Annotated in this window: 22 protein-coding genes; 15 read left to right on the top strand and 7 right to left on the bottom strand. The window is 68.4% G+C overall.

Annotation, left to right across the window (positions count from 1 at the left end):
* Positions 1-886 (top strand): DUF6049 family protein (locus QM624_RS04560; protein ID WP_415089179.1); only part of this gene is annotated, 886 nt, incomplete at its 5' end.
* On the top strand, positions 883-4,425 hold the full coding sequence (gene murJ, locus QM624_RS04555) for a murein biosynthesis integral membrane protein MurJ (protein WP_415089177.1): 3,543 nt from the start codon (positions 883-885) through the stop codon (positions 4,423-4,425). The genes QM624_RS04560 and murJ, both read left to right, overlap by 4 nt.
* Positions 4,426-4,427: 2 nt before the next feature.
* Here the strand turns inward: murJ and QM624_RS04550 are convergent, their stop codons facing one another.
* Positions 4,428-5,699: an RNA polymerase sigma factor gene (locus tag QM624_RS04550; protein WP_415089174.1), complete on the bottom strand. Its 1,272-nt coding sequence runs from the start codon at positions 5,697-5,699 to the stop codon at positions 4,428-4,430.
* 5 nt (positions 5,700-5,704) lie between these two features.
* On the bottom strand, positions 5,705-6,049 hold the full coding sequence (locus tag QM624_RS04545) for a YciI family protein (RefSeq protein WP_415089172.1): 345 nt from the start codon (positions 6,047-6,049) through the stop codon (positions 5,705-5,707).
* A gap of 265 nt (positions 6,050-6,314) precedes the next feature.
* Between QM624_RS04545 and QM624_RS04540 the strand changes: the two genes are divergently transcribed.
* From QM624_RS04540 to QM624_RS04530, 3 genes are all read left to right on the top strand, one after another.
* Complete coding sequence (locus QM624_RS04540; protein WP_415089170.1) at positions 6,315-7,601, top strand: DUF222 domain-containing protein; 1,287 nt, start codon at positions 6,315-6,317, stop codon at positions 7,599-7,601.
* A gap of 68 nt (positions 7,602-7,669) precedes the next feature.
* Entirely contained in the window at positions 7,670-8,239 is a 570-nt protein-coding gene (gene sigM / locus QM624_RS04535; RefSeq protein ID WP_298132181.1) for an RNA polymerase sigma factor SigM, read from the top strand.
* 61 nt (positions 8,240-8,300) lie between these two features.
* Positions 8,301-8,504: a hypothetical protein gene (locus tag QM624_RS04530; protein ID WP_415089168.1), complete on the top strand. Its 204-nt coding sequence runs from the start codon at positions 8,301-8,303 to the stop codon at positions 8,502-8,504.
* A 1-nt stretch (position 8,505) separates the two neighbouring features.
* On the opposite strand, the gene dhaK is transcribed toward QM624_RS04530, so the two are convergent.
* From dhaK to QM624_RS04510, 4 genes are all read right to left on the bottom strand, one after another.
* Complete coding sequence (dhaK, locus tag QM624_RS04525; RefSeq protein WP_415089166.1) at positions 8,506-9,501, bottom strand: dihydroxyacetone kinase subunit DhaK; 996 nt, start codon at positions 9,499-9,501, stop codon at positions 8,506-8,508.
* A gap of 19 nt (positions 9,502-9,520) precedes the next feature.
* The gene (dhaL, locus tag QM624_RS04520) at positions 9,521-10,156 is read right to left on the bottom strand and encodes a dihydroxyacetone kinase subunit DhaL (RefSeq protein WP_415089164.1); all 636 of its coding nucleotides are present in this window, start codon (positions 10,154-10,156) and stop codon (positions 9,521-9,523) included.
* A 107-nt stretch (positions 10,157-10,263) separates the two neighbouring features.
* Complete coding sequence (gene glpK, locus QM624_RS04515; RefSeq protein ID WP_415089162.1) at positions 10,264-11,778, bottom strand: glycerol kinase GlpK; 1,515 nt, start codon at positions 11,776-11,778, stop codon at positions 10,264-10,266.
* A 114-nt stretch (positions 11,779-11,892) separates the two neighbouring features.
* On the bottom strand, positions 11,893-12,657 hold the full coding sequence (locus QM624_RS04510) for an MIP/aquaporin family protein (RefSeq protein ID WP_415089160.1): 765 nt from the start codon (positions 12,655-12,657) through the stop codon (positions 11,893-11,895).
* A gap of 243 nt (positions 12,658-12,900) precedes the next feature.
* Between QM624_RS04510 and QM624_RS04505 the strand changes: the two genes are divergently transcribed.
* The 5 genes from QM624_RS04505 (at position 12,901) to QM624_RS04485 (ending at position 19,911) form a co-directional block, all read left to right on the top strand.
* Positions 12,901-13,851 (top strand): sugar-binding transcriptional regulator, encoded by a 951-nt coding sequence (locus QM624_RS04505; protein WP_415089157.1) that lies wholly within the window; start codon positions 12,901-12,903, stop codon positions 13,849-13,851.
* Between the two features lie 2 nt (positions 13,852-13,853).
* Complete coding sequence (locus QM624_RS04500) at positions 13,854-15,614, top strand: DUF4185 domain-containing protein (RefSeq protein WP_415089155.1); 1,761 nt, start codon at positions 13,854-13,856, stop codon at positions 15,612-15,614.
* Positions 15,615-15,821: 207 nt separating this feature from the next.
* Entirely contained in the window at positions 15,822-17,399 is a 1,578-nt protein-coding gene (gene glpA, locus QM624_RS04495; RefSeq protein ID WP_298132166.1) for an anaerobic glycerol-3-phosphate dehydrogenase subunit GlpA, read from the top strand.
* Entirely contained in the window at positions 17,399-18,679 is a 1,281-nt protein-coding gene (glpB, locus tag QM624_RS04490) for a glycerol-3-phosphate dehydrogenase subunit GlpB (RefSeq protein ID WP_415089153.1), read from the top strand. Before glpA ends, glpB begins: the two co-directional genes overlap by 1 nt.
* Positions 18,676-19,911: an anaerobic glycerol-3-phosphate dehydrogenase subunit C gene (locus tag QM624_RS04485; RefSeq protein WP_415089151.1), complete on the top strand. Its 1,236-nt coding sequence runs from the start codon at positions 18,676-18,678 to the stop codon at positions 19,909-19,911. Before glpB ends, QM624_RS04485 begins: the two co-directional genes overlap by 4 nt.
* 58 nt (positions 19,912-19,969) lie before the next feature.
* Here the strand turns inward: QM624_RS04485 and QM624_RS04480 are convergent, their stop codons facing one another.
* Positions 19,970-21,037 carry an NAD(P)H-dependent glycerol-3-phosphate dehydrogenase gene (locus QM624_RS04480; protein WP_415089149.1) on the bottom strand — a complete coding sequence of 356 codons (1,068 nt, stop codon included), beginning with the start codon at positions 21,035-21,037 and terminating at the stop codon, positions 19,970-19,972.
* 304 nt (positions 21,038-21,341) lie between these two features.
* On the opposite strand from QM624_RS04480, the gene QM624_RS04475 reads away from it, so the two are divergent.
* The 5 genes from QM624_RS04475 to QM624_RS04455 all read left to right on the top strand — a co-directional run bounded on the left by QM624_RS04475 (position 21,342) and on the right by QM624_RS04455 (position 25,814).
* The gene (locus QM624_RS04475) at positions 21,342-22,082 is read left to right on the top strand and encodes a DeoR/GlpR family DNA-binding transcription regulator (RefSeq protein WP_415089184.1); all 741 of its coding nucleotides are present in this window, start codon (positions 21,342-21,344) and stop codon (positions 22,080-22,082) included.
* Between the two features lie 221 nt (positions 22,083-22,303).
* Complete coding sequence (locus QM624_RS04470; RefSeq protein ID WP_415089147.1) at positions 22,304-23,326, top strand: hypothetical protein; 1,023 nt, start codon at positions 22,304-22,306, stop codon at positions 23,324-23,326.
* Positions 23,327-23,361: 35 nt separating this feature from the next.
* Positions 23,362-24,219 (top strand): HAD-IIA family hydrolase, encoded by an 858-nt coding sequence (locus QM624_RS04465; protein WP_415089145.1) that lies wholly within the window; start codon positions 23,362-23,364, stop codon positions 24,217-24,219.
* A gap of 7 nt (positions 24,220-24,226) precedes the next feature.
* Positions 24,227-25,576, top strand: coding sequence for a sn-glycerol-1-phosphate dehydrogenase (locus tag QM624_RS04460; RefSeq protein ID WP_415089142.1), 1,350 nt, complete (start codon positions 24,227-24,229; stop codon positions 25,574-25,576).
* A 22-nt stretch (positions 25,577-25,598) separates the two neighbouring features.
* On the top strand, positions 25,599-25,814 hold the full coding sequence (locus QM624_RS04455; protein ID WP_415089140.1) for a hypothetical protein: 216 nt from the start codon (positions 25,599-25,601) through the stop codon (positions 25,812-25,814).
* The last annotated feature ends 111 nt before the right edge of the window (positions 25,815-25,925 follow it).

Below are 25,925 nucleotides of genomic sequence, written 5' to 3'. Positions count from 1 at the left end.
GTCCGGTTCCACCCTGCTGCGCCTCGCCCCGCCGGCGACGGCGGGCGGGCCCGGCACCGACGACGGGCCGGTGCAACGCGCCCAGCGGCAGTACGCCGAAGCCATTCTGGGCGGCGGGCTGGTCCGGTTGATCGACACCGCGGACGCCGCCGCCGCGGACACCGCCACCAGCCCGAGCTGGGTGACCCGCACGGCACTGGACAGCCTGCTCGATGACCAGGCCGACGTTCCGGCGGCCTCGCTGGTGCTGCCCGCCAAACCGACCACCCTGCCCGCTTTCCGGTTCCGGCAGCTCAGCACACTCACCGGCGATTTCGCCGACTACCGCGATCTGGTGCCGGATTCCGAACTCGCCGGCGACGAGCCGGCCACCCTGAGCCGGCTGGTCTCCACCGGCTGGATCGGCGGCAGCAGCACCGCCCCGTGGCTGGCCGCGGTGAACGGCACGGTCGGCTCGGACGCGGTCGCCGACAACGTCCGGCTCTCGGCCAGTCCGCGGGTGTTGATGTCGTCGCGCAGCAACGAGTTCCCGGTCACCGTGATCAACGACCTCACCGAGCCGATCGTCGTCCGGGTGGTCTTCGCCTCGGACAACCCGCAACGGATCAGCATCGCCGACACGGCGCCGATCACCGTCGGCCCCGGGCAGAGCCAAACCATCAACGTCCGGCCGGAAGCCAGCTCGAACGGCCTGGTCAACGTGACCGCGAGCCTGCGGACGACCTCCGGCGAACCGATCGGCGAAAGCACCCGGATCGCGGTCGAGGTCACCGACCTGGGCGTGATCGGGTGGATCATTGTCATCGTCTCCGGTGTGGTGCTGGTGGCGACGACCGCGCTGCGCATCCGTCAGGTGCGCCGCAAGCAACGCGAGGAGGAGCTTTGAGCGACGAGGGCCGGGAAGCCCCCGCCACGACCGGACGGCGGTTGTTGACCGCCACCGCCGTGATGGCCTCAGGCACCATGGTGTCGCGCATCCTCGGCTTCGGTCGGGCGATCCTGCTCGCCTTCGCGTTGGGCAACAGCACCCGGCAGGTCGAGATGTTCGGCCTGGCCACGCTGATCCCCAACACCCTCTACATGCTGTTCGCCGGCGGTGCGCTGAACACCGTGCTGGTGCCGCAGATTGTCCGGGCCATCAAGAACGATTCCGACGGCGGGCAGACCTACGTCAACCGGGTGATGACCGCCTTCCTGGCGGGGCTGGCCGTGGTCACCGTGCTGATGGTGGCGGCGGTGCCCTGGCTGCTGACGCTGTGGACCGATCCGGCCTGGCAGAGCCTGCCGCACTGGCAGTCGCTGGTCTTCATCACCTACCTGACCATGCCGCAGCTGTTCTTCTACGGCGCGTTCTTCCTGATCGGCCAGGTGCTCAACGCCAGGGACTCGTTCGGCCCGATGATGTGGGCGCCGATCGCCAACAACGTGGTGCAGATCGGTGTGCTCGGCCTCTACGCGGTGCTCTGGGGCGGCCTCGACACCTCGGCTCCGTTCAGCACCCAACAGGCGTTGCTGCTGGGTGGCGGTTCCACCCTCGGCATCGTCGCCCAGACGCTGATCCTGATCCCGTTCTACCGCCGCACCGGCTTCCGCTACCGGCCCCGCTGGGATCTCAAGGGAACCGGACTGGGGCACACGTTCCACCTTGCCAAGTGGATGATGGGCTATGTCGCGCTGACCCTGGTCGCGCAGGCCGTGGTGACCCGGCTGGCCACCTCGGCGGTGGTCGGCGGCTCCGGTGCCGGCAGCAACGTCTACAACCAGGCGTATCTGATCTGGGTGCTGCCGCATTCACTGTTGACGGTGTCGCTGGCCACCGCGATGCTGCCGCACGCGTCCCGGCTGGCCGCCGTGAAGGACATGATCGGTGTCGCCGCCGAGGTGCAACGGGCGACCCGGCTGGCGGTCACCTTCCTGGTGCCCGCGGCGATCGGAATGATCGTGCTCGCCGAGCCGATCGCCCGGGTCGCGTTCGGCCTCGGCCAGGGCGCCACCGACTTCCACTACGTGGCCTGGACGCTGATGGCGTTCGGCATCGGCCTGGTGCCGTACACCATCCAATACCTGTACCTGCGCGGCTTCTACGCACTCGAGGACACCCGGACGCCGTTCCTGCTGCAGGTGGTGATCTCGGGCGTCAACACCGCTTTGGCCGTCGGTTTCATGCTGGCCTGGCACGACGTGAACACGGTGGCGCCCCGGCTGGCGCTGGCCTACAGCCTGTCGTACATATTGGGCGCCTGGCTCTCCCACCTGGCGCTGCGCAAGCGCCTGGTCGGCCTGGACGGCGGCGACCTGATCCGTCACCTCGCCAAGCTGGCCGTGGCGGCCGTGCCCAGCGGGGTGCTGGCCTGGGCGATCACCTGGTACTTCACCCGTTTCGAGTCGGCGCTGCTGACCCTGGTCGGCCTCGGGCTGGCCGCGCTGGTCGCCGTGCTGGCCTTCTTCTTCGCGGCCAAGCGGCTGCGGATCAGTGAAGCCACCCAGGTGCTGGGCGTGCTGCGACGCCGCCGCAATCCGCATCCGGTGGTGACCGGGCAGCCGGACGAGGTCGCCGAGGAGGTCGAGCCGCTCCGTTCCGAGGCTTCGCCGTCCGACAAGGAGGACGACCCCGAGCCGGAACCTGAACCCGAGCAGATCAACACCGACCCGGACGGCGCCGGTCAGTTCATCGTCATCGAACCCGAGGGCGATCAGGCGGTGCTGCACTACCCCGATCCGGACGACCCCGCTGCCCAGGCCGACGACAACGCCGCAGATGAAATGGTCGGCCAAGTGCTCGGCGAGCGCTATCGGCTGGACGAGTTGCTCGCCCGACGCGGCCGGGCCCTCACCTGGCGCGCCTTCGACCAGCGTCTTTCGCGGGCCGTCCTGATGCACCTGCTGCCCGCGGAGGACCCGCGCGGCGAGGAGATGATCGGCGTTGCGAAACGTGCCTCGGGAGCGCCCGATTCGGCGTTCCTGCGGGTGCTGGACGCCGGTGCCTTCGACAGCGGCGAGCACTACATCGTCTTCGAGTACGCCCCCGGAACCTCGCTCGAGCAGGTTCTGACCGGTGGGCCACTGTCGCCGGTCGAGGCGGCCTGGATCGTCAAGGAGTTGGCGCAGGCGCTCGCCGCCCTGCACACCCGCGGCCTCTACCACGAGCGGATCAACCCCGACACGGTGGTGATCACCGCCGCCGGCAACGTCCGGATCGTCGGCCTGCTGGTCGAGGCGGCCCTCGACCCCGACGATCGGGCGCTCACCGGCGAAGCCGCCGACGTCCGGGCGCTCGGTTCGCTGCTCTACGCCTGCCTGGTCAACCGCTGGCCGGACGGCGACGGCTTCGGCCTGCGCGCCGCGCCACGCGACGGCGTCCGGACTCTCACTCCGGCCCAGGTGAAGGCCGGCGTCCCGCGGATGCTGGACACGCTGTGCGACCGCATCCTCAATCCGAACCCGCGCAATCGGCAGACCAGCATCACCACCGCCCGCGCGGTCGCTCAGCAACTGGGTGCGGTGCTGGGGCAGGCCAGCGCCGCGCCGGACCTGGAGCGCCGGTTGCGGCTGCCCGTGGCGATGATCAAGACCTCCGGCACGTCGGTGTTCACCGTGCCCGTGCCCAGCCCGGAAGCAGAGCCCGCCGCACCTCCGGCGTCCCCGGCCTCGCTGGTCGACGATCCGGACGCCGACGACGAGGGCGAGTCGACCGAGCCGTGGCAGTTCCCCGGACTCAAGGCCGACGATCCCAGCACCGAGCCGTTCACCCCGATCCCGCCGCCGGCCCGGGTCGGAACCCAGCAGCTGATCCAGCCGTCCCCGCAGCGTGGCGGCATGGGACGTCCGCCGCGCCGGTTCCTGGCGCTGCTGATCGGACTGCTCGGCCTTGTCCTGGCCGGCTCGCTGGTCTGGGTCGCGGTCAACCAGCTGACCGCTCAGCGCACCCCGGCGACGTCCAGCCCGAGCGTGGCGGCGGTGATCCCGATCGTGTCGGCCACCGATTTCGACCCGGTCGCGGACCGGGGCAGCGGCAACGAGAACGCGCGTCTCGCGCCCCGCGCCATCGACAACGATCCCGACAGCGCCTGGCTGTCCGAGCGGTACCGCGGCGACGCCCGGCTGGGCAGGCTCAAGCCCGGCGTCGGCCTGGTTCTCGACCTGGGCAGCACCAAGACCGTGAGCCAGGTCAGCGTCAGCGTGATCGGCAAGGGCACCGCGGTGGAGCTGCGCATTCCCGCCGACGCGACCGTCACCGCCGCACCGATGCGTTCGCAAGCCGACTGGGCGACGATCGCCACGGTCGGCAAAGCCAGCGGAACGGCGGTGATGAAGCCGGACAAGCCGGTCAAGACCCGCTTCCTGCTGGTCTACCTGACCTCGCTGCCGCCCGAGTCCGGTAACTACTTCCAGGGTGGGATCACGAACATCGAGGTGCGCGGCTGAGCTCAGCCTCCGCGGGGACGAAGCGAATCGCGCAGCCGGGTCAGATAGGCCCGCTCGCCGGCGTTGTCGGCGGTCTCGATCGCCCGGTCGTACTCCTGCACCGCCGGTGTCGTCCGGCCGAGCCGGCGCAGCAGATCGGCCCGGGTGGCGTGGAAGGCGTGGTAGCCGTCCAGCTGGTCGGCGAGTGCATCGACCAGTTCCAACGCGGGTAGCGGGCCTGCGATCTCGGCCACTGCCACCGCCCGGTTCAGCCGGACGACCGGCGTGTCCAGCCTTGTCAGCAGCTGGTCGTAGAGGGTGACGATCTGCCGCCAGTCGGTGTCGGCGGCCGTCAGGGCGTCGGTGTGCACGGCGTTGATCGCGGCAAGCAACTGGTACTGCCCCGGGCGATTCTGCTCCAGGCAGCGCCGAACCAGGGCATGCCCCTGCGCGATCAGATCGGCGTTCCACCGCGTCCGGTCCTGCTCGTCGAGCCGGACCAGGGTGCCGTCGGCGGCGAAGCGGGCCGGACGCCGCGCCTCACTGAGCAGCAACAGGGCCAGCAGGCCGCGCGGCTCCGGTTCGTCCGGCAGCAGTTCGACCAGTTGCCGGCTGAGCCGGACCACCTCGGCCGCCAGATCGATCCGCTGCTCGGGACCGTGCGGCAGATAGGCCTCGTTGTAGCTGAGGAACAGCACCGCCAGGACGCCGCCGAGCCGCTCGGTCAGGTCGTCGGCTTGCGGCACCCGGAACGGGATGCGGGCCTCGGCGATCTTGCGTTTCGCCCGGGTGATCCGCTGCGCCATGGTGCGCTCCGGCACCAGGAAGGCTGCCGCGATCTCGGGCACCGTCAACCCGCCGAGCAGTCGGAGGGTGAGCGCCACCCGGGCCGGCTCGGCCAGCGCCGGGTGACAGCAGGTGAAGATCAGCCGCAGCCGGTCATCGGCGACCGGCCCGTCGTCGGCGGGGTCGTCGAGACGCTCGTCGACGACGCCGGCAGTGACCCGTGCGGTCGGCGACAGCATCGCCTGCGCCGCTTGCTGTTTGGGTCCCCGGTGCTGTTCTCGGCGGAGCACATCGATCGCCTTCCTGGTGGCGGTGGTGGTCAGCCAGGCGCCGGGGTTGGGTGGAATGCCGTCGGTCGGCCACCGTTCCATGGCGCTCACCAATGCCTCCTGACCCGCCTCCTCGGCGACATCGAGGTCACCGAAGCGGCGGGCCAGCGCTGCGACCACACGTCCGAACTCATCGCGGACGATCCGTTCGATCCGCTCGTCCAGCTGGGCCGTGCTCACCCGGCCTAGACCCCTTGGAAGGCGCGGACCTCGACCTTGCCCTCGCAGGCCTTGGCTGCTTCGCGGGCCAGGGCGAGCGCTTCGTCGAGATCGGACGCCTGGATCACCCAGAATCCGCCGATCTGCTCCTTGGATTCGGCGAACGGGCCGTCGGTGAGTTCGCCGCCCGGGCTGACCACGGTCGCCGAGGACGCCGCGGTGAGACCGCCCGCGAAGACCCATTTGCCGTCGCTCTGCAGCTTGGTGTTGAAGGCGTCCACCTGGGCGTACATCCGCTGGGTGTCCTCGTCGCTGACGTTGATCGTGTCGACATCGCCGTCGTGCCAGACGGAGAGCAGGTACTCGGTCATCGTGATCCTCCTGGTTCGCGGACGGCCGGTTGCCGTCCATCTTGGCAACGAACGAGCGGACAGGGATGCGACAGCGTGACCGAAATCAATTCTCCTCGATCGAGTCCTGCACCGTTGGTCGAGCTTGTCGAGACCCAGCCGCGCCATAACTGTCGGTGCCACATGGGACAATGAACTACTGGACGCTCCCTGGTCTCACCGACCACTTCGAGAAACATCCAACCTATCTCTTGTATTCAAACATCTGTACTATTACACTAGAGAGATGGAGACGCTCAGCAGGCACGACACCGCACTGACCGGCATGGTCGCCGCGGTCGTCGATCTGACCTGCGGAGACCCGGTCGAACTCATCGACCACATCACCGAACTGGAACGCCTCAAAAACGCGGCTGCTGCTGCCCAGGCGCGATTGACTGTCGAGCTGCGTCAGGTGCGCGAAACCGAGGCCCGCGCTGACGGCCGCAACGTGAAGCGAGTGCCGGTCTCGGTGGCCGGTGAGATCGGATTGGCCAGGCACGAATCCCCCCACCGGGCCAGCACCCTGGTCGGCCTCGCGGCCGTACTGACCTCCGAAATGCCCACCACGATGGCGGCCTTCACCGCCGGCGAGATCTCCGAGTGGCACGCCACCGTTCTCGCCCGCGAGACCGCGTGCCTGTCGAAGGCCCACCGAGCTCTGGTCGATGCCGAACTCGGCCCCAAGCTCGCCGAGTTGTCGACCCGGCAGGTCGCCGCCGAAGCCCGAAAGCTGGCCTACGAACTCGACCCGCACAGCGTGATCGCCCGCATCGGACAAGCCGAAGCTGACCGGAATGTCACCATCCGGCCGGCGCCCGATTGCATGACCCGCGTCTCGGCCCTGCTGCCCGTCGCTCAGGGCGTCGCCGCCTACGCCGCTCTCACCGCTGCTGCCGACACCGCCCGTGCCGCCGGGGATGAGCGCTCCAAGAACCAGGTGATGGCCGACACCCTCGTTGGCCGGGTAACCGGGGAGGAAGAAGCGGGCGAGGTCGACATCGAGATCCAGTTGGTGATCACCGACGAAGCACTCCTGGGTGGCAGCGAAACCCCGGCCCGAGTCAATGACCACGGGCCCATCCCTGCCACCATCGCCCGCGGACTCGCAGCCGACGCCATCGGCAACAACCGAGCCTGGGTCCGTCGACTCTACGTCCGGCCCGGCAGCGGTCAACTGGTCGCCATGGAATCGAGCCGGCGCCGCTTCCCCAAGGGAATGAAGACCTTCATCAAGGCTCGCGACGAGGTCTGCCGGACGCCGTGGTGCGGGGCACCCATCCGGCACATCGACCACATCACACCGGTACATGCCGGCGGAACCACCAGCCTCACCAACGGCCAGGGCCTGTGCGAACGGTGCAACCAGCTCAAGGAGCATCCCGGCTGGCGGCACAGCCTGCAACCGGACGGCACCAGCACGATCCGAACACCCACCGGCCACCGGTATCGCAGCCGGCCGCCCGACCTGCCCCACGAACCGGCCTTCCTACCGTTCCTGGTGGACCTCCGATTCTCTAGACCCGCAGCCTGACATCCGAGCATCTCCGCTAGCCTCAGGGGCGTGTTCGCCCGACCTGCTTGCCCGCCCAGGGTGCCGGCATGACCAGCGAACCCACCGACGCCCAATTGCTGGCCGCACATGTCGCCGGCGACGATCGTGCCTTCAACACGTTGATGGAACGCCACGCCGACCGGCTGTGGAGCATCGCCATCCGGGTGATGAACCGTCCCGACGACGCTGCCGACGCCCTACAGGACGCGATGATCTCGGCGTTCCGCCGGGCCGCCGACTTCCGCGGCGACGCCGCCGTCACCACCTGGCTGCACCGGATCGTCGTCAACGCCTGCTTCGACCGGCTGCGCCGGATCGCGGCCCGGCCGTCCGATCCGCTGCCCGAGGACGCCGATCGTTCACTCAGCTTCGCCTCCACCCGGGACGACCCGGAGACCGCCGCCGTCCGCTCCAGCCTCGCCGACGAGGTCACCGCCGCACTGCACCAGCTCGGCGCCGATCAACGAGCGGCCCTCGTCCTGGTTGATCTGGAGGGATACTCGATGGAGCAGGCCGCACGCATCCTCGGCTGCGCGCCCGGCACCGTGAAGAGCCGATGCTCCCGCGGCCGGGCCAAACTGGCCGTCCTGCTGCAGCACCTCAAGGAGGTGGACTGAGATGGGAACCGATGACGGGGTCGCTGCGTCCAACCCAGGGTCACCGACAGAGGGAGCGAGCATGATCTCCGAAGAGGACGTCAGCCGCTACCTTCAGGCTGCCCCGACGCTGCCATGCCCCGATGACGTCCTCTCCCGGTTGCGGGCCACCATCGCCGGCGAGGTCGAGTTCCGGCACGCCAGCCGGGTCGAGCCCGACGTGGACACCCCCGAACTGAAGACCCGGTCGCCGCTGTGGGCGGACGACCGGGTCAACGACTGCTGATTCAGAAGATCCGGTTCACAATGGACGCCGGGGCCGCCAGCAAGGCCTCGATCTCATCGTCCAGCCGCACCAGGGTGAGCGACGCGCCCGCCATCTCCAGGCTGGTGCAGTACTCGCCCACATAGCTGCGGGCCACCGTGATGCCCTGATCGGCCAGCTTCTGCGCCGCGATGCCGAACAGCAGGTAAAGCTCGCTGATCGGCGTCCCACCCAGACCGTTGATCATCAGCGCCACCCGGTCACCCGAGGTGAACGGCAGGTCGGGCACCACCGCACCCAGCAGTTCGTCGACGATCTCGTCGGCGGTGACCAGCTTGGCGCGCCGCCGTCCGGGCTCGCCGTGAATGCCGACACCGACCTCCATCTCGTCGTCGGCCAACTCGAACAGCGGCGAACCCTTCGCCGGCGGGGTGCACGCGGTGAGCGCGATGCCCATCGTGCGGGCGACGCTGTTCACCTTCTCGCCGACCCGGATCACCTCGTCGAGGTCGGCGCCCTCCTCGGCCTTGGCGCCGACCGCCTTGATCACGAAGAAGTTGCCGGCCACACCACGCCGTCCGACCGTCCAGGTGGAGTCCTGCACCGCGACGTCGTCGTCGATGAACAGGGTGGCGCACTTGATGTCCTCGGCCTCGGCCAGTTCCTGGGCCATCTCGAAGGCCATCCGGTCACCGGTGTAGTTATTCACCAGCAGCAATACGCCCTTGTCGGAAGCCACTCGCTTGGCCGTCTCGAAGACATAGTCGGCCGGCGGCGCAGCGAACACGTCGCCCGGACAGGCGGCGTCGAGCATGCCCGGGCCGACCGCCATCACATGCGCCGGCTCATGGCCCGACCCGGAACCCTGGACGATGCTGACCTTGTTGTTGTTGGGCGCGTCCGAGCGCATGATCAGGTTGTACTCGGGCACGTAGGTGATGGTGTCCGGGTTGGCCAGGGCGATGCCCTTGAGCATCTCGGGCACGAACTGCTTGGGGTCGTTGACGAACTTCTTCATGGTTTCTCCTCCATGCCTCTCATTGGGTTGGCCACTGCTCGGCCAGGCGTTCGAGGATGACGGCGACGGCCATGGCGCCGGCATCCACCGAACCGATGCTGCGTTCACCGGTGTAACTGGCGCGCCCGCGGCGCGCCTGCAGCTGGGCTGTGTCGTCCGCGGCTTTGCGGGCGGCGGCAGCCATCATCGCGACCGCCTCGGCGGAGCTGACCCCCGCGGCGATCTGCTGCTCGAGGGTGTCGATCGCCGGCACCAGTGCGTCGAGCAGCGTCTTGTCGCCGAGTTCGGCCTTGCCACGCGCCTGAATTCCGGCCACCGCGGCGCGCAGGCCCGCCACCACGTCGGTGGCGGTGAACTCCTCCTTGCCTTTCAGCGATGAGCCCATCCGGAGCATGGCCGTGCCCCAGATCGGCCCGGACGTGCCGCCCATCCGGCCCGAGATGGCCATCGCGATCTTGGTCAGGAACACGCCCGCATCGGTGCGGTCGTAGTCGTCCCAGTTCTCGGCGACCACCTCGAAACCCCGGGCCAGCGAATAGCCGAAGTCACCGTCGCCGACGACCGCGTCCAACTCGCCGAAATAGCTCTCGTTGTCGATGACGGTCTGGGTGAGCGAACGGACGACGAACTCGGCCTCAGTCAGCGAACCGGCCATCTGATCCTCCTTTGGTCAGGACGGAAATCGGACAACGCCGGCAAAGCCGGCGGAAATGCACACGACCCGCCACCGGGAAACTCCGGGGGCGGGTCGTGTGAAAGGGACTACTCGGAAGCGAGGTCGTCGTCGACCCAGTCGAAGGTCCGGGTCACGGCCTTCTTCCACTGCCGGTACAGCCGGTCGCGCTCGCCGGAGTCCATCTTCGGCTCCCAGCGCTTGGCCTCGGCCCAGTTGTCGATGACGTCCTGCTCGCCGTTCCAGAAGCCGACCGCGATACCGGCCGCGTAGGCGGCACCGAGCGCGGTGGTCTCGGCGACCACCGGACGGATCACCGGCACGCCGACCTGATCGGCCTGGAACTGCATCAGGGTCTCGTTCATCGTCATGCCGCCGTCGACCTTGAGCTCGGCCAGCTTCACGCCGGAATCGGCCTCCATCGCGTCCAGCACCTCACGGGTCTGGTAGGCGGTGGCCTCCAGTGCCGCGCGGGCGAAGTGCCGCTTGTCGACGAACCGGGTCATGCCGACGATCGCGCCGCGGGCGTCCGAACGCCAGTACGGGGCGAACAGGCCCGAGAACGCCGGCACGAAGTAGATGCCGCCGTTGTCGTCGGCCGCCAGCTCTTCGACCTCGGGCGCCGAGGAGATGATGCCCAGCTGATCGCGCAGCCACTGCACCAGCGAACCGGCCAGGGCGATCGAGCCCTCCAGCGCGTAGACCGGCTTGTTGTCGCCGATCTTGTAGCAGACCGTGGTCAGCAGGCCATTCTTCGACGGAACGATCTCTTCACCGGTGTTCATCAGCATGAAGCAGCCGGTGCCGTAGGTGTTCTTGGCCATGCCGACCTCGAACGCCGCCTGGCCGAAGGTCGCCGCCTGCTGATCACCCAGGTCGCCGGCGATCGGCACGTCGTAGAGCAGGCCGGCCGGCCGGCCCTTGCCGTACACCTCGGACGAGGACTTGATCTCGGGCAGCATCGACATCGGAATGCCCATGTCGGCGGCGATCTCGGCGTCCCAGGACAGCGTCTTCAGGTCCATCAGCATGGTGCGCGAGGCGTTGGTCACGTCGGTGACGTGGACGCCGCCGTCGACACCGCCGGTGAGGTTCCAGATCACCCAGGTGTCCATGGTGCCCATGATCAGGTTGCCGGCCTCGGCCTGCTCCCTGGCACCGTCGACGTTGTCGAGGATCCACTTCACCTTCGGGCCACAGAAGTAGGTGGCCAGCGGCAGACCGACCCGGTCCTTGTACTTGTCCTGGTCGCCGCCACCGAGCTCCTCGATGATCTTGGCGGTGCGGGTGTCCTGCCAGACGATCGCGTTGTAGACCGGCTTGCCGGTGTTCTTGTCCCAAACCAGGGTGGTCTCGCGCTGATTGGTCACGCCGACGGCCGCGAGGCTGTCCTTGTTCACCTGCGCGTCGGCAAGAGCGATGCCGACGACCTCGCGGATGTTCTCCCAGATCTCGATCGCGTTGTGTTCGACCCAGCCCGCCTTCGGGAGGATCTGTTCGTGTTCCTTCTGACCCGAGCCAACGATCTGGCCCGCGTGATTGAAGACGATCGCACGGGAACTCGTGGTCCCCTGATCGATCGAGAGAACGTATTTCTCAGCCATTGTGTTCCTTCCCACATCTTTGTAGCGGCTTGAGGTACATGGTGCCCGGTGCCGGACGGCAAGGCCAGCGATTTCTCGCCCAGCCGTCCGGAACCAGGTTTCGGTTGCTCCGGTTCAGGCCGGCAGCAGGAATCCGGAGGTGAGGCCGGCGATCACGCCGCCGATGATCGGGCCGACGATCGGAACCCAGGCGTAACCCCAGTCGGAGGAGCCCTTGTTCGGGATCGGCAGGATGGCGTGCGCGATGCGCGGACCGAGGTCACGGGCCGGGTTGATCGCGTAGCCGGTGGGCCCGCCGAGGGAGGCGCCGATGCCGACGACCAGCAGGGCGACGCCGAGCGCACCCAGCCAGCCGAGGTTCGCCGCCGGGGTGGTCCCCGAGCCGGTGAACTTGCCCGCACCGAGCACGACGAAGACCAGCACGAAGGTCGCGATGGCCTCGGTGATCACGTTCCACAACGGGCTGCGGATCTCGGGACCGGTCGAGAAGATGCCCAGCTTGACGCCCTCAGGGGTGTCCTCTTCGAACTGCTTCTTGTAGGCCAGCCAGGCGAGCACGGCACCGATGAACGCGCCGACGAGCTGCGCGCCGATATAGGTGGCGATCGATGCCGCGTCCACGGCGATGCCCGGCACGAACTCCTTGGCTCCCGAGGCCACGATCCCCAGCGTGACGGCAGGGTTCAGATGCCCGCCCGACTTGTACGAGACCAGGACGCCCGAGAAGACCGCCAGGCCCCACGCCCAGTTGATGTGCAAGGTGCCACTGCCGTGGCCTTTGCTCTTGGGCAACAGGTTGTTGGCAACCACTCCGGTACCGAGCAGCAACAGCATGGCCGTGCCGACGACTTCGGAGAGGAAGATGGTTGCGAGATTCACTATGACTCCCTTCAGGCATCGCAGGCGATGCCGAAATGCTGGAGGCCGGGATCCCCGGCCGCCGTTTCCATACGTCGCCGACCGGTTGGATCGGCGGGGAGGCGAGAGGGTGTCGGAGGGGGGTCGCCACCATTGCGACCGGCCCCCGGGCGGCCGTCCGCTTCCGGCCGTCGTGTCAAGTCTTGCCAGGCTCGAACACATGCGCTAGGTCTGTGCACGAACGTGCAGGCAGAGGGAGAACAAATGAACGACCGCTACGACGACATGTACGAAGCGGCCTCCCGCTACTACATCCAGGGCGAAACGATGGAGTCCATCGCCCATCAGCTCGGCCTGTCCCGCTCGACGATCAGCCGGCTGCTGAAGCAAGCCCGCTCTTCGGGTCTGGTGCGAATCAGCCTCGCCCATCACAATGGCTCGCGCTCACCGCTGGCCGCCGCGCTGACCCGCGCGTTCGGCGTCCGGGTGCATCTGGTCGGTGTCCGCGACGGTGCCTCCGACGGACGCCGGCTCGACCAGGTCTCCCGGGTGGCCGGACGGCTGTTGTCCGAGGCCGTCGAGGACCACCAGGTGATCGGGGTGGCGTGGGGCGTCACCACCTCACAGGTCGTCCGCCATCTGATGCCCCGGCCACTGGTCGGCGCCACCGTGGTGCAGATGAACGGCGGCACCAATCAGTGGTCCTCCGGCATCCCGTATGTCGGCGAGATCCTGACCACCGTCGGTGACGCCTTCAATTCGCGAGTCGTCTATTTCCCGGTGCCGGCCTTCTTCGACTACGCGAGCACGAAGCGGGCGATGTGGCGCGAACGCTCGGTGCAGAACGTGATCACGCTGCTGCACCGGATGGACGTCGCGGTGTTCGGGGTGGGCTGCATCAACGCCCAGGTGCCCTCGCACGTCTATTCCTCGGGCTACCTCGACGACGACGAGGTGCGCCGGTTGGCCGCGGACGGCGTCGTCGGCGATGTGTCGACGGTGCTGCTGCGCGAGGACGGCTCGTGGACCGACATCGACTTCAACGCCCGGGCGACCGGCCTGACCCCGTCCGAACTGGCCCAGGTGGGCCGCCGGTTCTGCGTGGTCGCCGACCCTTCCCGGGCCGGAGCGGTGGTCGGGGCACTGCGGGCAGGCACCACCACCGACCTGGTGATCGACGAGGGCACCGCCCGCGCGGTGCTGGCCAGGCTGTAGCAATGGCAGCTACACCCCTGATCGGGCCCGGCTCGCTGCTGGAATCGGACGACCGCCCGGCCTGGTGGACGCCGCCGGGCGCGCCACATCGGCTGGAGGCGGTGATCGGCACCGACAACGGTGACGGCACGCTGACCATTCATCACTATTTCCACGGGCAGGGCCGTCCGGACACTCCCTGGCTGCGCGGCGACGCGATCAGCACGGCGGCCGTGGCTCCTGCGGTGCTGTGGCAACGCGGGCGTGCCGGCACCGCGGCGCACGAGTTGGTCGCCTCGGTGCCCGAGGCGGACGGGGTGATCAGCTACGCGTGGGCGGTGAACGCGGCACGGCCGAATCGCTGGCGCCGGCTCGGGCCCGGCCCGGACGCCCCGGACGACTCCCGCCCGGTGTGGGACGGCCCGTCGGACGCCCGCGAGTGGGGATCGGGCCGGCTGGTCGCGGTCGCCACCGCACGCACCCGGCTGGCCAACCGCTGGGTGCAGGCCCTGGTGCAGGTGGACGGCTCGCTCTACCACCTGCACCGGCAAGTGCGCACCGGCGGCGTCCGATGGATGCGGCACGCCTGCCTGCGGCTGGCCGACCATCAAAGCGTCATCGATGCCGGCGAGCCGTCGACCAAGCTGGCCCAGGTCAGCGGCGAGCGGGACAGCCAGCCGGGCGGCCTGGGGCGCACCTTATCGGCGTCGGAGTCCCGTTCGGGGGTCCGCGGCACCGATCTCGGCGTCCGGTTCGACCATGCCGGGCGCAGCTTCCTGCTGTTCGGTGACACCCATTGGTCCGGACGCTCGTGGCTCGGCACCCGCGACTCCATCGCCGAGGTACTCGATCCGGACGCCGAACTGCCCGATGTCCGGTTCCACGGCTCACCGCTGCGGCTGCGCGGCGGGAGGACGACGATGCGCGAGTACGACGTCCCGCTGGACGCCTTCAGCCTCGACGGCGAGCTGTACGCCTTCTTCACCTCCAACCATTTCCGGCGGCACCAGACGATGGGCCGCAGCGTGCTGGCCAGGGCGACCCCGTCCGGGTTGGCGATCGAGCCCGCCCAGCGGCGGCGTCCGATCGGCTTCCGCTTCCTGACCACCTTCTCCGACCATCGCTTCATCAACGTGTCGGTGCAGCGCCGCGGTCGCCACCTACTGATCTGGGGTACCGGCGCCTACCGCGCCGACGACGTCCGGCTGGCCCGGGTCGACCTGACCGCGCCCGGCGTCGCGTCCGGTCTGCGCCGCGGCGATGCCCGGCCGTTCCTGGCCGCACTCGAGTACTGGGCCGGCGCGGAGACCTGGTCGCCGGTCGAAGCGGACGCGCTGCCGCTGCTCACCCCGGGCGCCCTCGGCGAACTCTCGGTGCGCTGGGTGCCCGCCCTCGGGCGCTACCTGATGCTCACCATGGCCGGACCGGACGACCCGGCCGGTCCGGCGGTGCTGTTGCGCAGCGCCTCCGAACCCTGGGGACCGTGGTCGCCGCGGCTACGGCTCCTGGACTGGATCGCCGGCGGGATGAGTCCCGGCGACCACAACCGAAGGTTCATCCGCTTCGTCGCCGACGGCAGCGATCCGGTCGGCGACGCCATCTTCCGCGGCCAGGACAGCTCCACCGGCGCGGCGTACGCGCCCTACCTCTACGACGCCCGGGCCGACGGGGACGGCGCGGTGCTGCGTTACACGCTGTCGACCTGGAACCCCTACCAGGTGGTGCTGATGCGACACCGGCTCAGCGGCGCCGACCTCGCCGCCACAGGTTCACAACCGATGTGAAAAAGGCAAGAAAAGAGTGTTGTTAATGAGGGCCCTGAGCTATATCAGATGCCCGTCGCGCTGGAGTAGCGTGCGCTTTGATCGGGCTGTGACTAGCGCGTCCGCACAGCATCGTGGCAGTGGGGAGCATGGGAACGACCTGACCGGGCAAGGTCCATCGGGTGGACGTCGTGGCCCACGACTCCGCCCATTCGATCGGAGGATGCAGTGAAGACCCTTACCGCAGACGTCGTGGTGGTGGGCGGAGGATCCACCGGCGCCGGCGTCGTCCGTGATGTCGCCATGCGCGGCTATTCCGCGATCCTGGTCGACCGGGCCGACCTCGGGCAGGGCACCACCGGCCGCTATCACGGGCTGCTGCATTCCGGCGGCCGCTACGTGGTCAGTGACCCGCACTCAGCCACCGAGTGCGCCGAAGAGAACGCCATCGTCACCCGCATCCAGTCCCACGCCGTGGAGCGCACCGGCGGCTACTTCGTCGCCACCCACGTCGACGACCCGGCCTGGGGCGACGACTGGGCCAAGGGCGCCACCGACACCAAGGTGCCGTTCGAGGAAGTCTCGGTCGCCGAGGTGCTGAAGGCCGAACCGCGGGTCAATCCGAAGATCTCCCGGGCCTTCAAGGTCGAGGACGGCTCGGTCGACGGCTGGCAGCTGGTCTGGAGCGCCGCCAACTCGGCCAAGCAGTACGGCGCGAAGATCCTCACCTACCACCGGGTGACCAAGATCAACCGCGACGGCGACCGGGTCTCGCAGGTGGTCTGCACCGACGAGAAGACCGGCGAAGAAGTCCGGATCAACACCAACTTCGTGCTCAACTGCGCCGCCGCCTGGGGTGGCCAGATCGCCCACATGGCCGACTGCCCCGACGTCCAGGTGGTGCCCGGCGCCGGCATCATGATCGCGATGAACCACCGGCTCACCAACTCGGTGATCAACCGGCTCACCTACCCCGCCGACGGCGACATCCTGGTGCCGGTGCACACCGTGTGCATCATCGGCACCACCGACCAGAAGGCCGACGACCCGGACAAGCTGCAGATCGCCTGGGACGAGGTGCAGCAGATGATGGACTGCGGCGAGCTGCTGGTTCCCGGCTTCCGCAACGCGCGCGCCATCCACGCCTGGGCGGGTGCCCGTCCGCTGGTCAAGGACTCCCGGGTCGGCTCCGGCGACACCCGGCACATGAGCCGCGGCATGTCGATCATCGACCACTCCGAACGCGACGGCCTCAAGGGCCTGCTCACCATCGCCGGCGGCAAGCTGACCACCTACCGGCTAATGGCCGAGAATGTGGTGAACGCGATGTGCGCCCAGCTGGGCGAGACCCGTCCCTGTCGGACAGCCGACGAGCAGTGCCCGGGCTCGGAGGACAAGAAGAACTACGTGATCACCCATCGGCTCGAGGAACGTGAGCACGACCGCACCGAGGACCAGATCCTGTGCGAGTGCGAGCTGATGAGCAAGGGCATGTTCACCCGGGCTCTGGCCGATCAGCCCAAGGGCAGCTTCGACGACCTGCGCCGCCAGCTGCGACTCGGCATGGGTCCTTGTCAGGGCGGCTTCTGCTCGATGCGGGCGACCGGCGTGGCGCTGCAGTCCGAACACATCGACATCGAGCGGGCCACCGGCTTGGTCCGGCTGTTCCTGAAGAACCGCTGGATCGGCATCTGGCCGATCCTGTACGGCGACCAGGTCCGGCAGACCGCGCTGGACAACTGGATCTTCCAGGGCACGTTGGACGTCGAACACCTGCCTGGCCCGACTCATGAGGAGGTCGTGTGATGACGCGCGTCGTGGTGATCGGAGCCGGTGTCTCCGGACTGGTCGCAGCCATCCGGCTGGCCCGGGCCGGTGCGGCGGTGACCCTGCTGGCCAAGGGCACCGGCGGCCTGCAGCTCTCCCAGGGCACGATCGACATTCTCGGCTATGCCCCCGACCGGGTGGAGCGGCCGCTGGACGCCCTGGGCGACTTCGCGAAGGCGAACCCCGAGCATCCCTACGCGTTCCTGGACGCCGAACTGGTCGGCGCGTCGGCCAGTTACGTCGCTGAGTTGGTCGGCCCCGAGCTGCTGGTCGGCGACCCGGCGGTCAACCTGCAGCTGCCCACCGCGGTCGGCGCCGTCCGGCCCACCGCGCTGGCCTCGCCCAGCATGACCGCAGGTGCCTGCGTCGACGGCGCGAAGTTCGTGATCATCGGCCTCAAGCAGCTCAAGGACTTCTATCCCGAGCTGGTCGCCTACAACCTGAACCGCACCGACCTGCCGGGCGGCGGACGGCTCGAGGCGCGTCCGGTGATGCTGGGCTTCCCGGCCCGCGAGGGCGAGGTCGACTCCTCCGGCCTGACCTACGCCCGAGCACTCGACGATCCGGCCACCCGCAAGCGGTTCGCCGAAGCGGTCAAGCCGCTGGTGGCCGAGGGCGAGAGCGTCGGCCTGCCGGCCGTCCTCGGCCTGGACGACCACAACGCCTGGAGTGACATCGCCGACCTGATCGGTGCCCCGGTCTTCGAGATCCCGCTGCCACCGCCGTCCGTGCCGGGCATGCGGTTGAACCGCACCCTCACCGCGGTCGCGAAGGCGTCCGGCGTCCGGGTGGTGCCGGGCAGCAAGGTGACCGGCTACCGCAGCGCGGGCGGCTCGGTGGCCTGCGTGCAGCTGGCCACCGCGGGCGGCATCCGCGAGTTCGCGGCGGACGCGTTCCTGCTCTCCACCGGTGGTTTCGAGTCGGGGGCACTGCATGCCGACTCGCACCACAACCTGCGTGAGTCGATCTTCGATCTGCCGCTGCGGCGTCCGGAAGGTGCCCTGGTGCACGGCGACTACTGGGGTGATCCGCAGCCGCTGTTCATGGTCGGTGTCGAAACCGGTCCGGACCTGCTGGTTCGCCATCCCGGCGGCGACGCGGTCTACGACAACCTGTACGCCGCCGGCGGCATCCTGGCCGGCGCCACCCGCTGGCAGGAGAAGTCGGGCGAGGGCATCGCGCTGGCCAGCGCGGTGAAGGCCGCCGATTCGATCCTCGCCGCAAACCAAGCCGTCTCGACGCAAGGAGCAGCCTCATGAACCCCTCCGAGGGCATCGAGTTCGCCCAGACGCAGGTCGCCCGGGCGTCCCTCGACCACTGTGTGAAGTGCACGATCTGTGAGACGCACTGCCCGGTGGCCGCGGTCACCCCGAAGTTCACCGGGCCGAAGTTCGTCGGCCCGCAGGCGGAGCGGTTCCGGCACGGCGAGTCGGTCGACCACTCGCTCGACTACTGCTCGTCCTGTGGCGCGTGCACCTTGGCCTGTCCGCAGGGGGTGAAGATCGCCGAGCTCAACGGTCAGGCCCGCGCGGTGATGAAGGCCGACGAGATGCCGTTGCGCGACCGGCTGATCACCCAGACCACACTGATGGGCCGGGCGATGACGCCGATGGCGCCGGTGGCCAACGCCGCACTGTCGATCAAGCCGCTGCGCACCGTGGTCGAGAAGGTGCTCGGCATCCATCGCGACGCCCCGATGCCGCACGCCAACACCCAGACCATCACCGGCTGGCTGAAGAAGCGGACGAAGACCGCCAAGCCCGCCACCCGCGGCCCGATCATCTTCTTCCACGGCTGCGCCGGCGGGTACTTCGAGGTCGAGACGTCCAAGAAGTCGATCGAGGTGCTCGAGTACCTGGGTTATGAGGTGCTGGTGCCGAAGCAGGGCTGCTGCGGCCTGGCCGAGCAGTCCAACGGCCTGTTCGACGGGGCCAGCGCCAAGGTGCTCAAGCTGTGTGACGACCTGCGCGCGTCCGGACGTGACCTGACGATCATCTCCTCGTCCGGCTCGTGCACCGGCATGCTCAAGCACGAGGCGCACGAGATCATGGGCGTCGACGACGACCGGCTGGCCGACGTCGGCACCCGGATCCGCGACATCATGGAGTTCCTGCTGGAGCTGCACGACGCCGGCGAGCTGCCGACGGACTTCAAGGAGGTCCCGCTGACGGCGGTCTACCACGCCCCCTGCCAGCTCAAGTCGCAGGGCATGGGTCAGCCGGCCATGGAGGTGCTGAAGCTGATCCCGGGCGTCGAGGCGATCGAGTCGGGCGCCACCTGCTGCGGCATCGCCGGCACCTACGGGTTGAAGAAGGAGAAGTACGAGATCGCCCAGGCGGTCGGCAAGCCGTTGTTCGACAAGGTGCGCGAGGTGAACCCCGAGTTCGCGATGTGCGACACCGAGACCTGCCGCTGGCAGATCCGCAAGGGTTCGGGCGCCGCCGTCGAGCACCCGATCTTCCTGGTGCACCAGGCCTACGGCCTCAGCTGAAGGTGACCGAAAGAACCGTCCCCCCGATCCGGGGGGACGGTTCTTTCGGGGACTTCTCTTAGACTCCCGAGCCGTTGCTGCCGAAGAAGGTCTTCCACGGCACGTCGACGGCGGCGTCCTTGGCCACCACGGCGTGTAGGTGGCGCAGCAGCGGGAACTGCCCCGAGGTCAGCACACCGCGCTCGGTGAGCCGCTCGAAGGCGTCCCCGATCACCTTGATCGCCGCTGCACCCTCCAGCGTGACGCCCGGCATCTGGGCACGGGCCTGGGTGAACGTCATGCCCTCGCCGACCAGGGTGCCGACCTTCACGTTGCGGCCGCCCATCGAGGTGACGAAGCAGTCACCGATGCCGGGCAGTCCGAGCACCGTGGACTGCTGCCCGCCGAGCAGGTCCATGAACTGGGTCATCTCGACCGAGGCCTGGCCGAACAGCGCGGCGCCGTAGTTGTAGTTGACGTACTGCGGGTCGGTCTCGCCGAAGGCCTTCAGCTGGCCGTGCATGAAGCCGGCGCCGAAGGCGTAGCAGTTCTTGGTCGCGGCGCACACCTCGACGCCGACGAAGTCGGTGCTCGTCCAGACGTGGTAGAAGTCGGTCTCGAACAGCTCCTTCCACATCGCCAGCACCTGAGGGTCCTCACCGGTGAACACCACGCTGGTGTGCCGCCGGATCGCCACCTCGCCCGCGATCGACGGGCCGGCGATCGCCGAGATCGACACCTGGCTGCGCAACTCGTCCGGAATGTGCGCCATCAGCGCCCGGGGCAGGATGGTCAGATTGCCGTCGGAGTCGGCCTGCATGCCCTTGGCCAGCGCGATCACGTGCTGTCCCGGACGGAGTAGCCCGGCCAGCTGCTCGCCCGCCCAATCGACGCCGAACGAGTTCACCCCGCTCATCACCAGCTCGGCGCCGTCGAAGGCCTCGGCGGCATCCTCCAGCTGATAGGCGGTGACGTTGTCGGGCACCGCCAGGTTGAGGTTCGGATGCACGCGGGTCGCCTTGATCGAGTCGATGATCGCGCGGTCCAAATGGGTTCCGACCAGCCGCACTTCGTGTCCGTTGTCGGTGAAGGGGGTCGCCAGGGCCGTGGCCATGATTCCCGAGCCGAGGACCACCAGTGTTGCCATGAGGGTTCTCCTTTCCGGACGATGCCGGGGTAGCGCCGGCGACGTCGCCGACGGACCTCCAACCTAGTGGCCGACCCGCCCGACGTCACCCGAACCGGTCACCAACCGGCCGAGGGCCGACGAACCGCTGCCGCTCCCACGCCGGATTTCGGAGATCTCCACATTTCGACCGGCCTTCGTGCGAATAACGGGCGCTCGTTGTCATCAAATAGGGCATCATGAGTGTGACAACGAACGAAGGATGAAACTCGTGGCGACCAAAGGGCGCGGCCGAGGTTCTGTCGGTGCGCTGCGCGAACGTCGAATGGCGATCGCCGAACGGGTCGTCAAGAACGGATCGGCCTCAGTCGACGAACTCGTGGAACTCACCGGCGTCTCGGCGATGACGGTGTATCGCGACATCGAGTCGCTCGAGGAGGCCGGCGTGCTGATCCGGCACCGCGGCCAGGTGACCGCCGTGGCCACCGGCCTGAATGAGATCGGCGCCAGCATCAGGGTGAATCAGAACGCCGAACTGAAGCAGGAGGTGGCCCGGGTCGTGGTGGAGCAGATCCGGCCGGGCAGCTCCATCCTGGTCGACGATTCCACCACGGCGCTGTGGGTGCTGCGGATGCTGGAACTCGTGCCGCTCACCGTGGTCACCAATTCGATGCTTGTCGCCCGCGAGTTGGAGCGTCGCTCCGGGATCCGGCTGTTCGTCACCGGCGGCGAGTACCAGGCGTGGTCCGAGGCGATGGTGGGCCAGACCACCACCCATGTGATCGCCGACATCCGTGCCGACTACTGCCTGCTGTCGGCGTCCGGGATCAGCGATCTGCTCTGCTACCACCCCTACGAGGACTGCGCCCAGGTGAAGCGGGCGATGATGGCCTCCGCGGACAAGTCGATCCTGCTGCTCGATCACACCAAGCTCGACCGGCGAGCTCTGCACACCTTCGCCTCGATGACCGATTTCGACCAGGTCATCATGGACTCCCAGACTCCCGACGAGGCCATCGAGGACCTCCGCGAGAAGGGTGTGCGGGTCGTCCGTGCGGGTGGTTGACCTGATCGTTCGACCCGGCGTTTCCTCTCACAAAAGCTGTTACTAACACCTCACCCACTGGTAGGTTCACCCCAGCGGGCCAGTCGGCGGACCCGCCAACCTCGTGCAAAGGAGTACGAATGGCCTCTGCGGCCACCGAGCAGTCCTGCGACTGACTCACCAAAATCCCCCCAGCCCGGTCGGGCTGGACCAACAGCACTCAAATCGAAAGCGTGGCAACCATGGAATTTGTGTTCCTGTTGCTCGTCGCTGCGGCCGGAGGTTTCTTCGGTGCGTGTGTCGGCGGCAACTTCTCCTTCGTGATCACCGGCTTCGCCGGTCTCGCGGCGACGGCGGCCGGTGTGGCCGGCGGCTCCGACGTCTCCAGCTTCCTGTTCAGCTACGTGGCATTCGGCCCGTTCACCGGCCCGCACATCGCGTTCACCGGTGCCGTCGCCGGCTCGGCCTACGCAGCCATGAAGGGGTACACCGATAACGGCAAGGACATCGCGCAGCCGTTGGCCCGCCTCGGCAAGCCCGACGTGCTGCTGGTCGCCGCCGCGTTCGGCGTCGGAGGCTGGCTGTTCAAGACCTACGTGATCGATCCCATCCCGTGGTTCGGTGGCCACACCGACGGCGTGGCCCTCACCGTGGCCATTTCTGCGATCGTCGTCCGTTTCGCCTTCGCCGACCGCTCGCTGCTCAACCCGGAGAACTACAACAAGACCGGCAACAAGTTCTCCCCGCACGAGCACAGCGTCTGGATCCGCTACCAGGAGACCGGCCCCCAGCTGCTCACCATGGGCATCTTCCCGGGCCTGCTCGGCGCCTCGGTCGCGCTGCTGCTGGCAGTCAACTTCCCCGGTGTGGGCATGAGCGCCGCGGCGTTCCCGTGGGCCATCTCGGCGATCACGATCTTCTTCCTGAACATCGGCTACAACTCGCCCGTCACCCACCACATGACGATCATCGGCGGCCTGGGCGCAATCGTGTTCTACCCGATCCTGGCCGGCCAGCACGTGATCTCCGCTGCCACGCTGCACGGCCTGCAGGTGGACACGCCGCTCGGTGTCGACTACGGCCTGGCGGTCGGGGCGATCCTGATCGGAACCGCGTTCGCCACGTTGTCGTCGTTCCTCGGTGAGGCCTCCGCCCGACTGTTCCAGTCCCGCGGCAAGACCCACATCGACCCGCCGGCCGTCGCCATCTTCCTCGCCACCACCCTGATCTGGATCGTGGCTGGACTGATGGGCGCCAGCAACTAACCATTGTTCGACCAGAAAAAGGAGAGCGTGCCGCCATGCAAGATGTCCTGAACCACCCCGATGAGTTCTACGACGCCTATGTGTTCGACATGGACGGCACGATCTACTTGGGGGACCATCTCCTGCCCGGCGCAGCCCGGATGATCAACGAGCTGCGCCGGCGGGAGATCCCCATCCGCTATCTCTCCAACAACCCCACCAAAGACCCCGAGATGTACGCCCGGAAGCTGACCAAGCTCGGGCTCCCCACCCCGGTGGAGGACATCTCCAACACCATCGTCACCACCACCAAGTGGCTGCTGGCGAACCATCCGGACGCGGTGCTGTTCCCGATCAGCGAGGAACCGCTCAAGCGCGCACTGGTCAAGGCGGGCTTCACCCTCAGCGACGATCCCGAAGAGATCGACATCGTGATCGCCAGCTACGACCGGACCTTCGAGTACCGCAAGCTGCAGATCGCCTTCGACGCGATCTGGTTCTACAAGCGAGCCTTCCTGATCGAGACCAACCCGGACCGGTTCTGCCCGTTCCCGGGCGGACGCGGTGAGCCCGACTGCGCCTCGATCACCGCGGCCATCGAGGCCTGCACCCGCACCAAGTGCGTGAAGTCGCTGGGCAAGCCCGACCCGATCATGCTGCAGGTCACCATGGAGGGCCTGGACGCCCGCGTGGAGCACTCGGTGATGGTCGGCGACCGGCTGCAGACCGACATCCAGATGGCGCTGGACACCGGCATGGTGTCCGGTCTGGTGCTCACCGGCGAAGCGACGGCGGCCGACGTCCGCGCGCTCTCGCCGGAGCATCAACCCTCCTACGTAATGGACCGGGTGGATCGGCTGATTCCGCAGTCCGCCTGGGACGAGCTGGGCTGGACCGACGACAACTGGGAGTGAGCGGATCGTGTCCGAACTGATCGAACGCGCCCTGCGCACCTCCACCGACACCAAGGCCGTGCTGGCCGAACCCGGCGCCATCGCCCGGATCGCCGAGGTCTACCGCACCACCTTCCCCGGACGCACCGCGCTGGTGGTCGGCGACGAGCGGACGATGACCGTAGCCGGCGACGCCGTGCTGGAGGCGCTGCGCGCCGGCGGCGTCGACGTCGCCGAGCCCCACGTCTTTCCCGGCGCTCCCGAGCTGTACGCGAAATACGAGAACTGCGAGCTGCTGCGCGACGCGATGAGCGGGCAGGACGTCGTCGCCGTCGCGGTCGGTGCCGGCACCCTCAACGACATCGTGAAGCGGGCCTCCGGTGAGCTGGGCCGCCCTTACCTGGTGGTCGCCACCGCCGCGTCGATGGACGGCTACACGGCCTTCGGTTCGTCGATCGCCGTCGGCGGCTACAAGCAGACCCTCGACTGCCCGGCACCCGCCGCCTGCATCAGCGACTGGACGGTGCTGGCGGCGGCGCCCGCGGTGATGACCGCGTCCGGCTACGGCGACCTGCTGGGCAAGGTCACCGCCGGCGCCGACTGGATCCTGGCGGACGCCGTCGGCGTCGAAGCGGTCGATCCCGACGTCTGGGAACTGGTGCAGGGCCCGCTGCACGCCTCGCTGTCCCGTCCGGAGGCGCTGGCCGCCGGCGACCTGCAGGCCACCGGCGAACTCGCCGAGGGCCTGATCATGTCGGGTCTCGCGATGCAGGCCGCGGCGTCGTCGCGTCCGGCGTCCGGGGCCGAGCACCTGTTCAGCCATCTGTGGGAGATGGAGGGCCACGGCGTCGACATCACTCCGCGGCGACTCTCCCACGGCTTCAAAGTGGCGGTCGGCAGCGTCGCGGTGGCCGCGCTCTACGAGCGGCTGCTGGAACGCGACCTCTCGGCGCTCGACATCGATGCCGCTGTGGCGGCCTGGCCGAGCGCCGAGCAGATCGAGGCCCGGGTCCGCGCCGATCATCAGCCGCATCTGGCCGACGAGATCGTCGCCCAGTCGCTGGCGAAGTACTGCGACGCCGACGCGCTGGCCGCCCGGCTGTCGCGACTGGCATCGATCTGGCCGGCGCTGAAGGAGAAGCTCACCGCGCAGATGATCGGGGCCGCGGAACTGCAGCGGATGCTGCGCGCCGCCGGCGCACCGGCGCACCCGTACGACATCGAGCTGACCTGGCAGCAGTTCCGCGACACCTACCGGCGGGCCCAGATGATCCGCAAGCGATACACAGTGCTCGACCTGGTGCTGGAGGCTAATCTGGCTGCAGAGCTGGTCGATGAATTATTTGCCCCGAACGGCTTCTGGGGCAAGCAATCATGAGCGACCTGAGAAAGAGGGAGTTATGACCGAAGAGCAAAGCCCGAGCGTCGACCCGAGCTACGGCGGGTCCGAGCATCCGCATCCGCACAACGACCCTGAGGTCGATCCGAGCTACGGCGGCGAGAACGCCCCGCACAAGCACGATCCTCGTGAGCCCGGCGTCGACCCGTCCTACGGCGGCGACCAGTCTCCGGGGTACGTCCATCGCGCCGGCCTGGACGCCAAGGAAGGCTCCTGAACCGGCTCACCACTCAACCCAAGCGCCTCCGGGAATACCGCCCGGAGGCGCTTGTGTTGTCCCAGCGAAGCGACCGGCGGTTAGGCTGGCCTTCTCCCCTTACTCCACGAA

Source organism: Micropruina sp. (genome assembly GCF_047606365.1).
Lineage (GTDB): Bacteria > Actinomycetota > Actinomycetes > Propionibacteriales > Propionibacteriaceae > Micropruina.
The sequence above is the reverse complement of the archived record's forward strand: the minus strand, read 5'-3'. Positions and strand labels throughout refer to the sequence as shown.

Coding starts and splice junctions, on each gene's coding strand:
- QM624_RS04545 (WP_415089172.1), bottom strand. CDS start 6,049: ATGACCGAGTACCTGCTCTCCGTCTGGCACGACGGCGATGTCGACACG.
- QM624_RS04540 (WP_415089170.1), top strand. CDS start 6,315: ATGGAGACGCTCAGCAGGCACGACACCGCACTGACCGGCATGGTCGCC.
- sigM (WP_298132181.1), top strand. CDS start 7,670: ATGACCAGCGAACCCACCGACGCCCAATTGCTGGCCGCACATGTCGCC.
- QM624_RS04530 (WP_415089168.1), top strand. CDS start 8,301: ATGATCTCCGAAGAGGACGTCAGCCGCTACCTTCAGGCTGCCCCGACG.
- dhaK (WP_415089166.1), bottom strand. CDS start 9,501: ATGAAGAAGTTCGTCAACGACCCCAAGCAGTTCGTGCCCGAGATGCTC.
- dhaL (WP_415089164.1), bottom strand. CDS start 10,156: ATGGCCGGTTCGCTGACTGAGGCCGAGTTCGTCGTCCGTTCGCTCACC.
- glpK (WP_415089162.1), bottom strand. CDS start 11,778: ATGGCTGAGAAATACGTTCTCTCGATCGATCAGGGGACCACGAGTTCC.
- QM624_RS04505 (WP_415089157.1), top strand. CDS start 12,901: ATGAACGACCGCTACGACGACATGTACGAAGCGGCCTCCCGCTACTAC.
- QM624_RS04500 (WP_415089155.1), top strand. CDS start 13,854: ATGGCAGCTACACCCCTGATCGGGCCCGGCTCGCTGCTGGAATCGGAC.
- glpB (WP_415089153.1), top strand. CDS start 17,399: ATGACGCGCGTCGTGGTGATCGGAGCCGGTGTCTCCGGACTGGTCGCA.
- QM624_RS04485 (WP_415089151.1), top strand. CDS start 18,676: ATGAACCCCTCCGAGGGCATCGAGTTCGCCCAGACGCAGGTCGCCCGG.
- QM624_RS04480 (WP_415089149.1), bottom strand. CDS start 21,037: ATGGCAACACTGGTGGTCCTCGGCTCGGGAATCATGGCCACGGCCCTG.
- QM624_RS04475 (WP_415089184.1), top strand. CDS start 21,342: ATGGCGATCGCCGAACGGGTCGTCAAGAACGGATCGGCCTCAGTCGAC.
- QM624_RS04470 (WP_415089147.1), top strand. CDS start 22,304: ATGGAATTTGTGTTCCTGTTGCTCGTCGCTGCGGCCGGAGGTTTCTTC.
- QM624_RS04465 (WP_415089145.1), top strand. CDS start 23,362: ATGCAAGATGTCCTGAACCACCCCGATGAGTTCTACGACGCCTATGTG.
- QM624_RS04455 (WP_415089140.1), top strand. CDS start 25,599: ATGACCGAAGAGCAAAGCCCGAGCGTCGACCCGAGCTACGGCGGGTCC.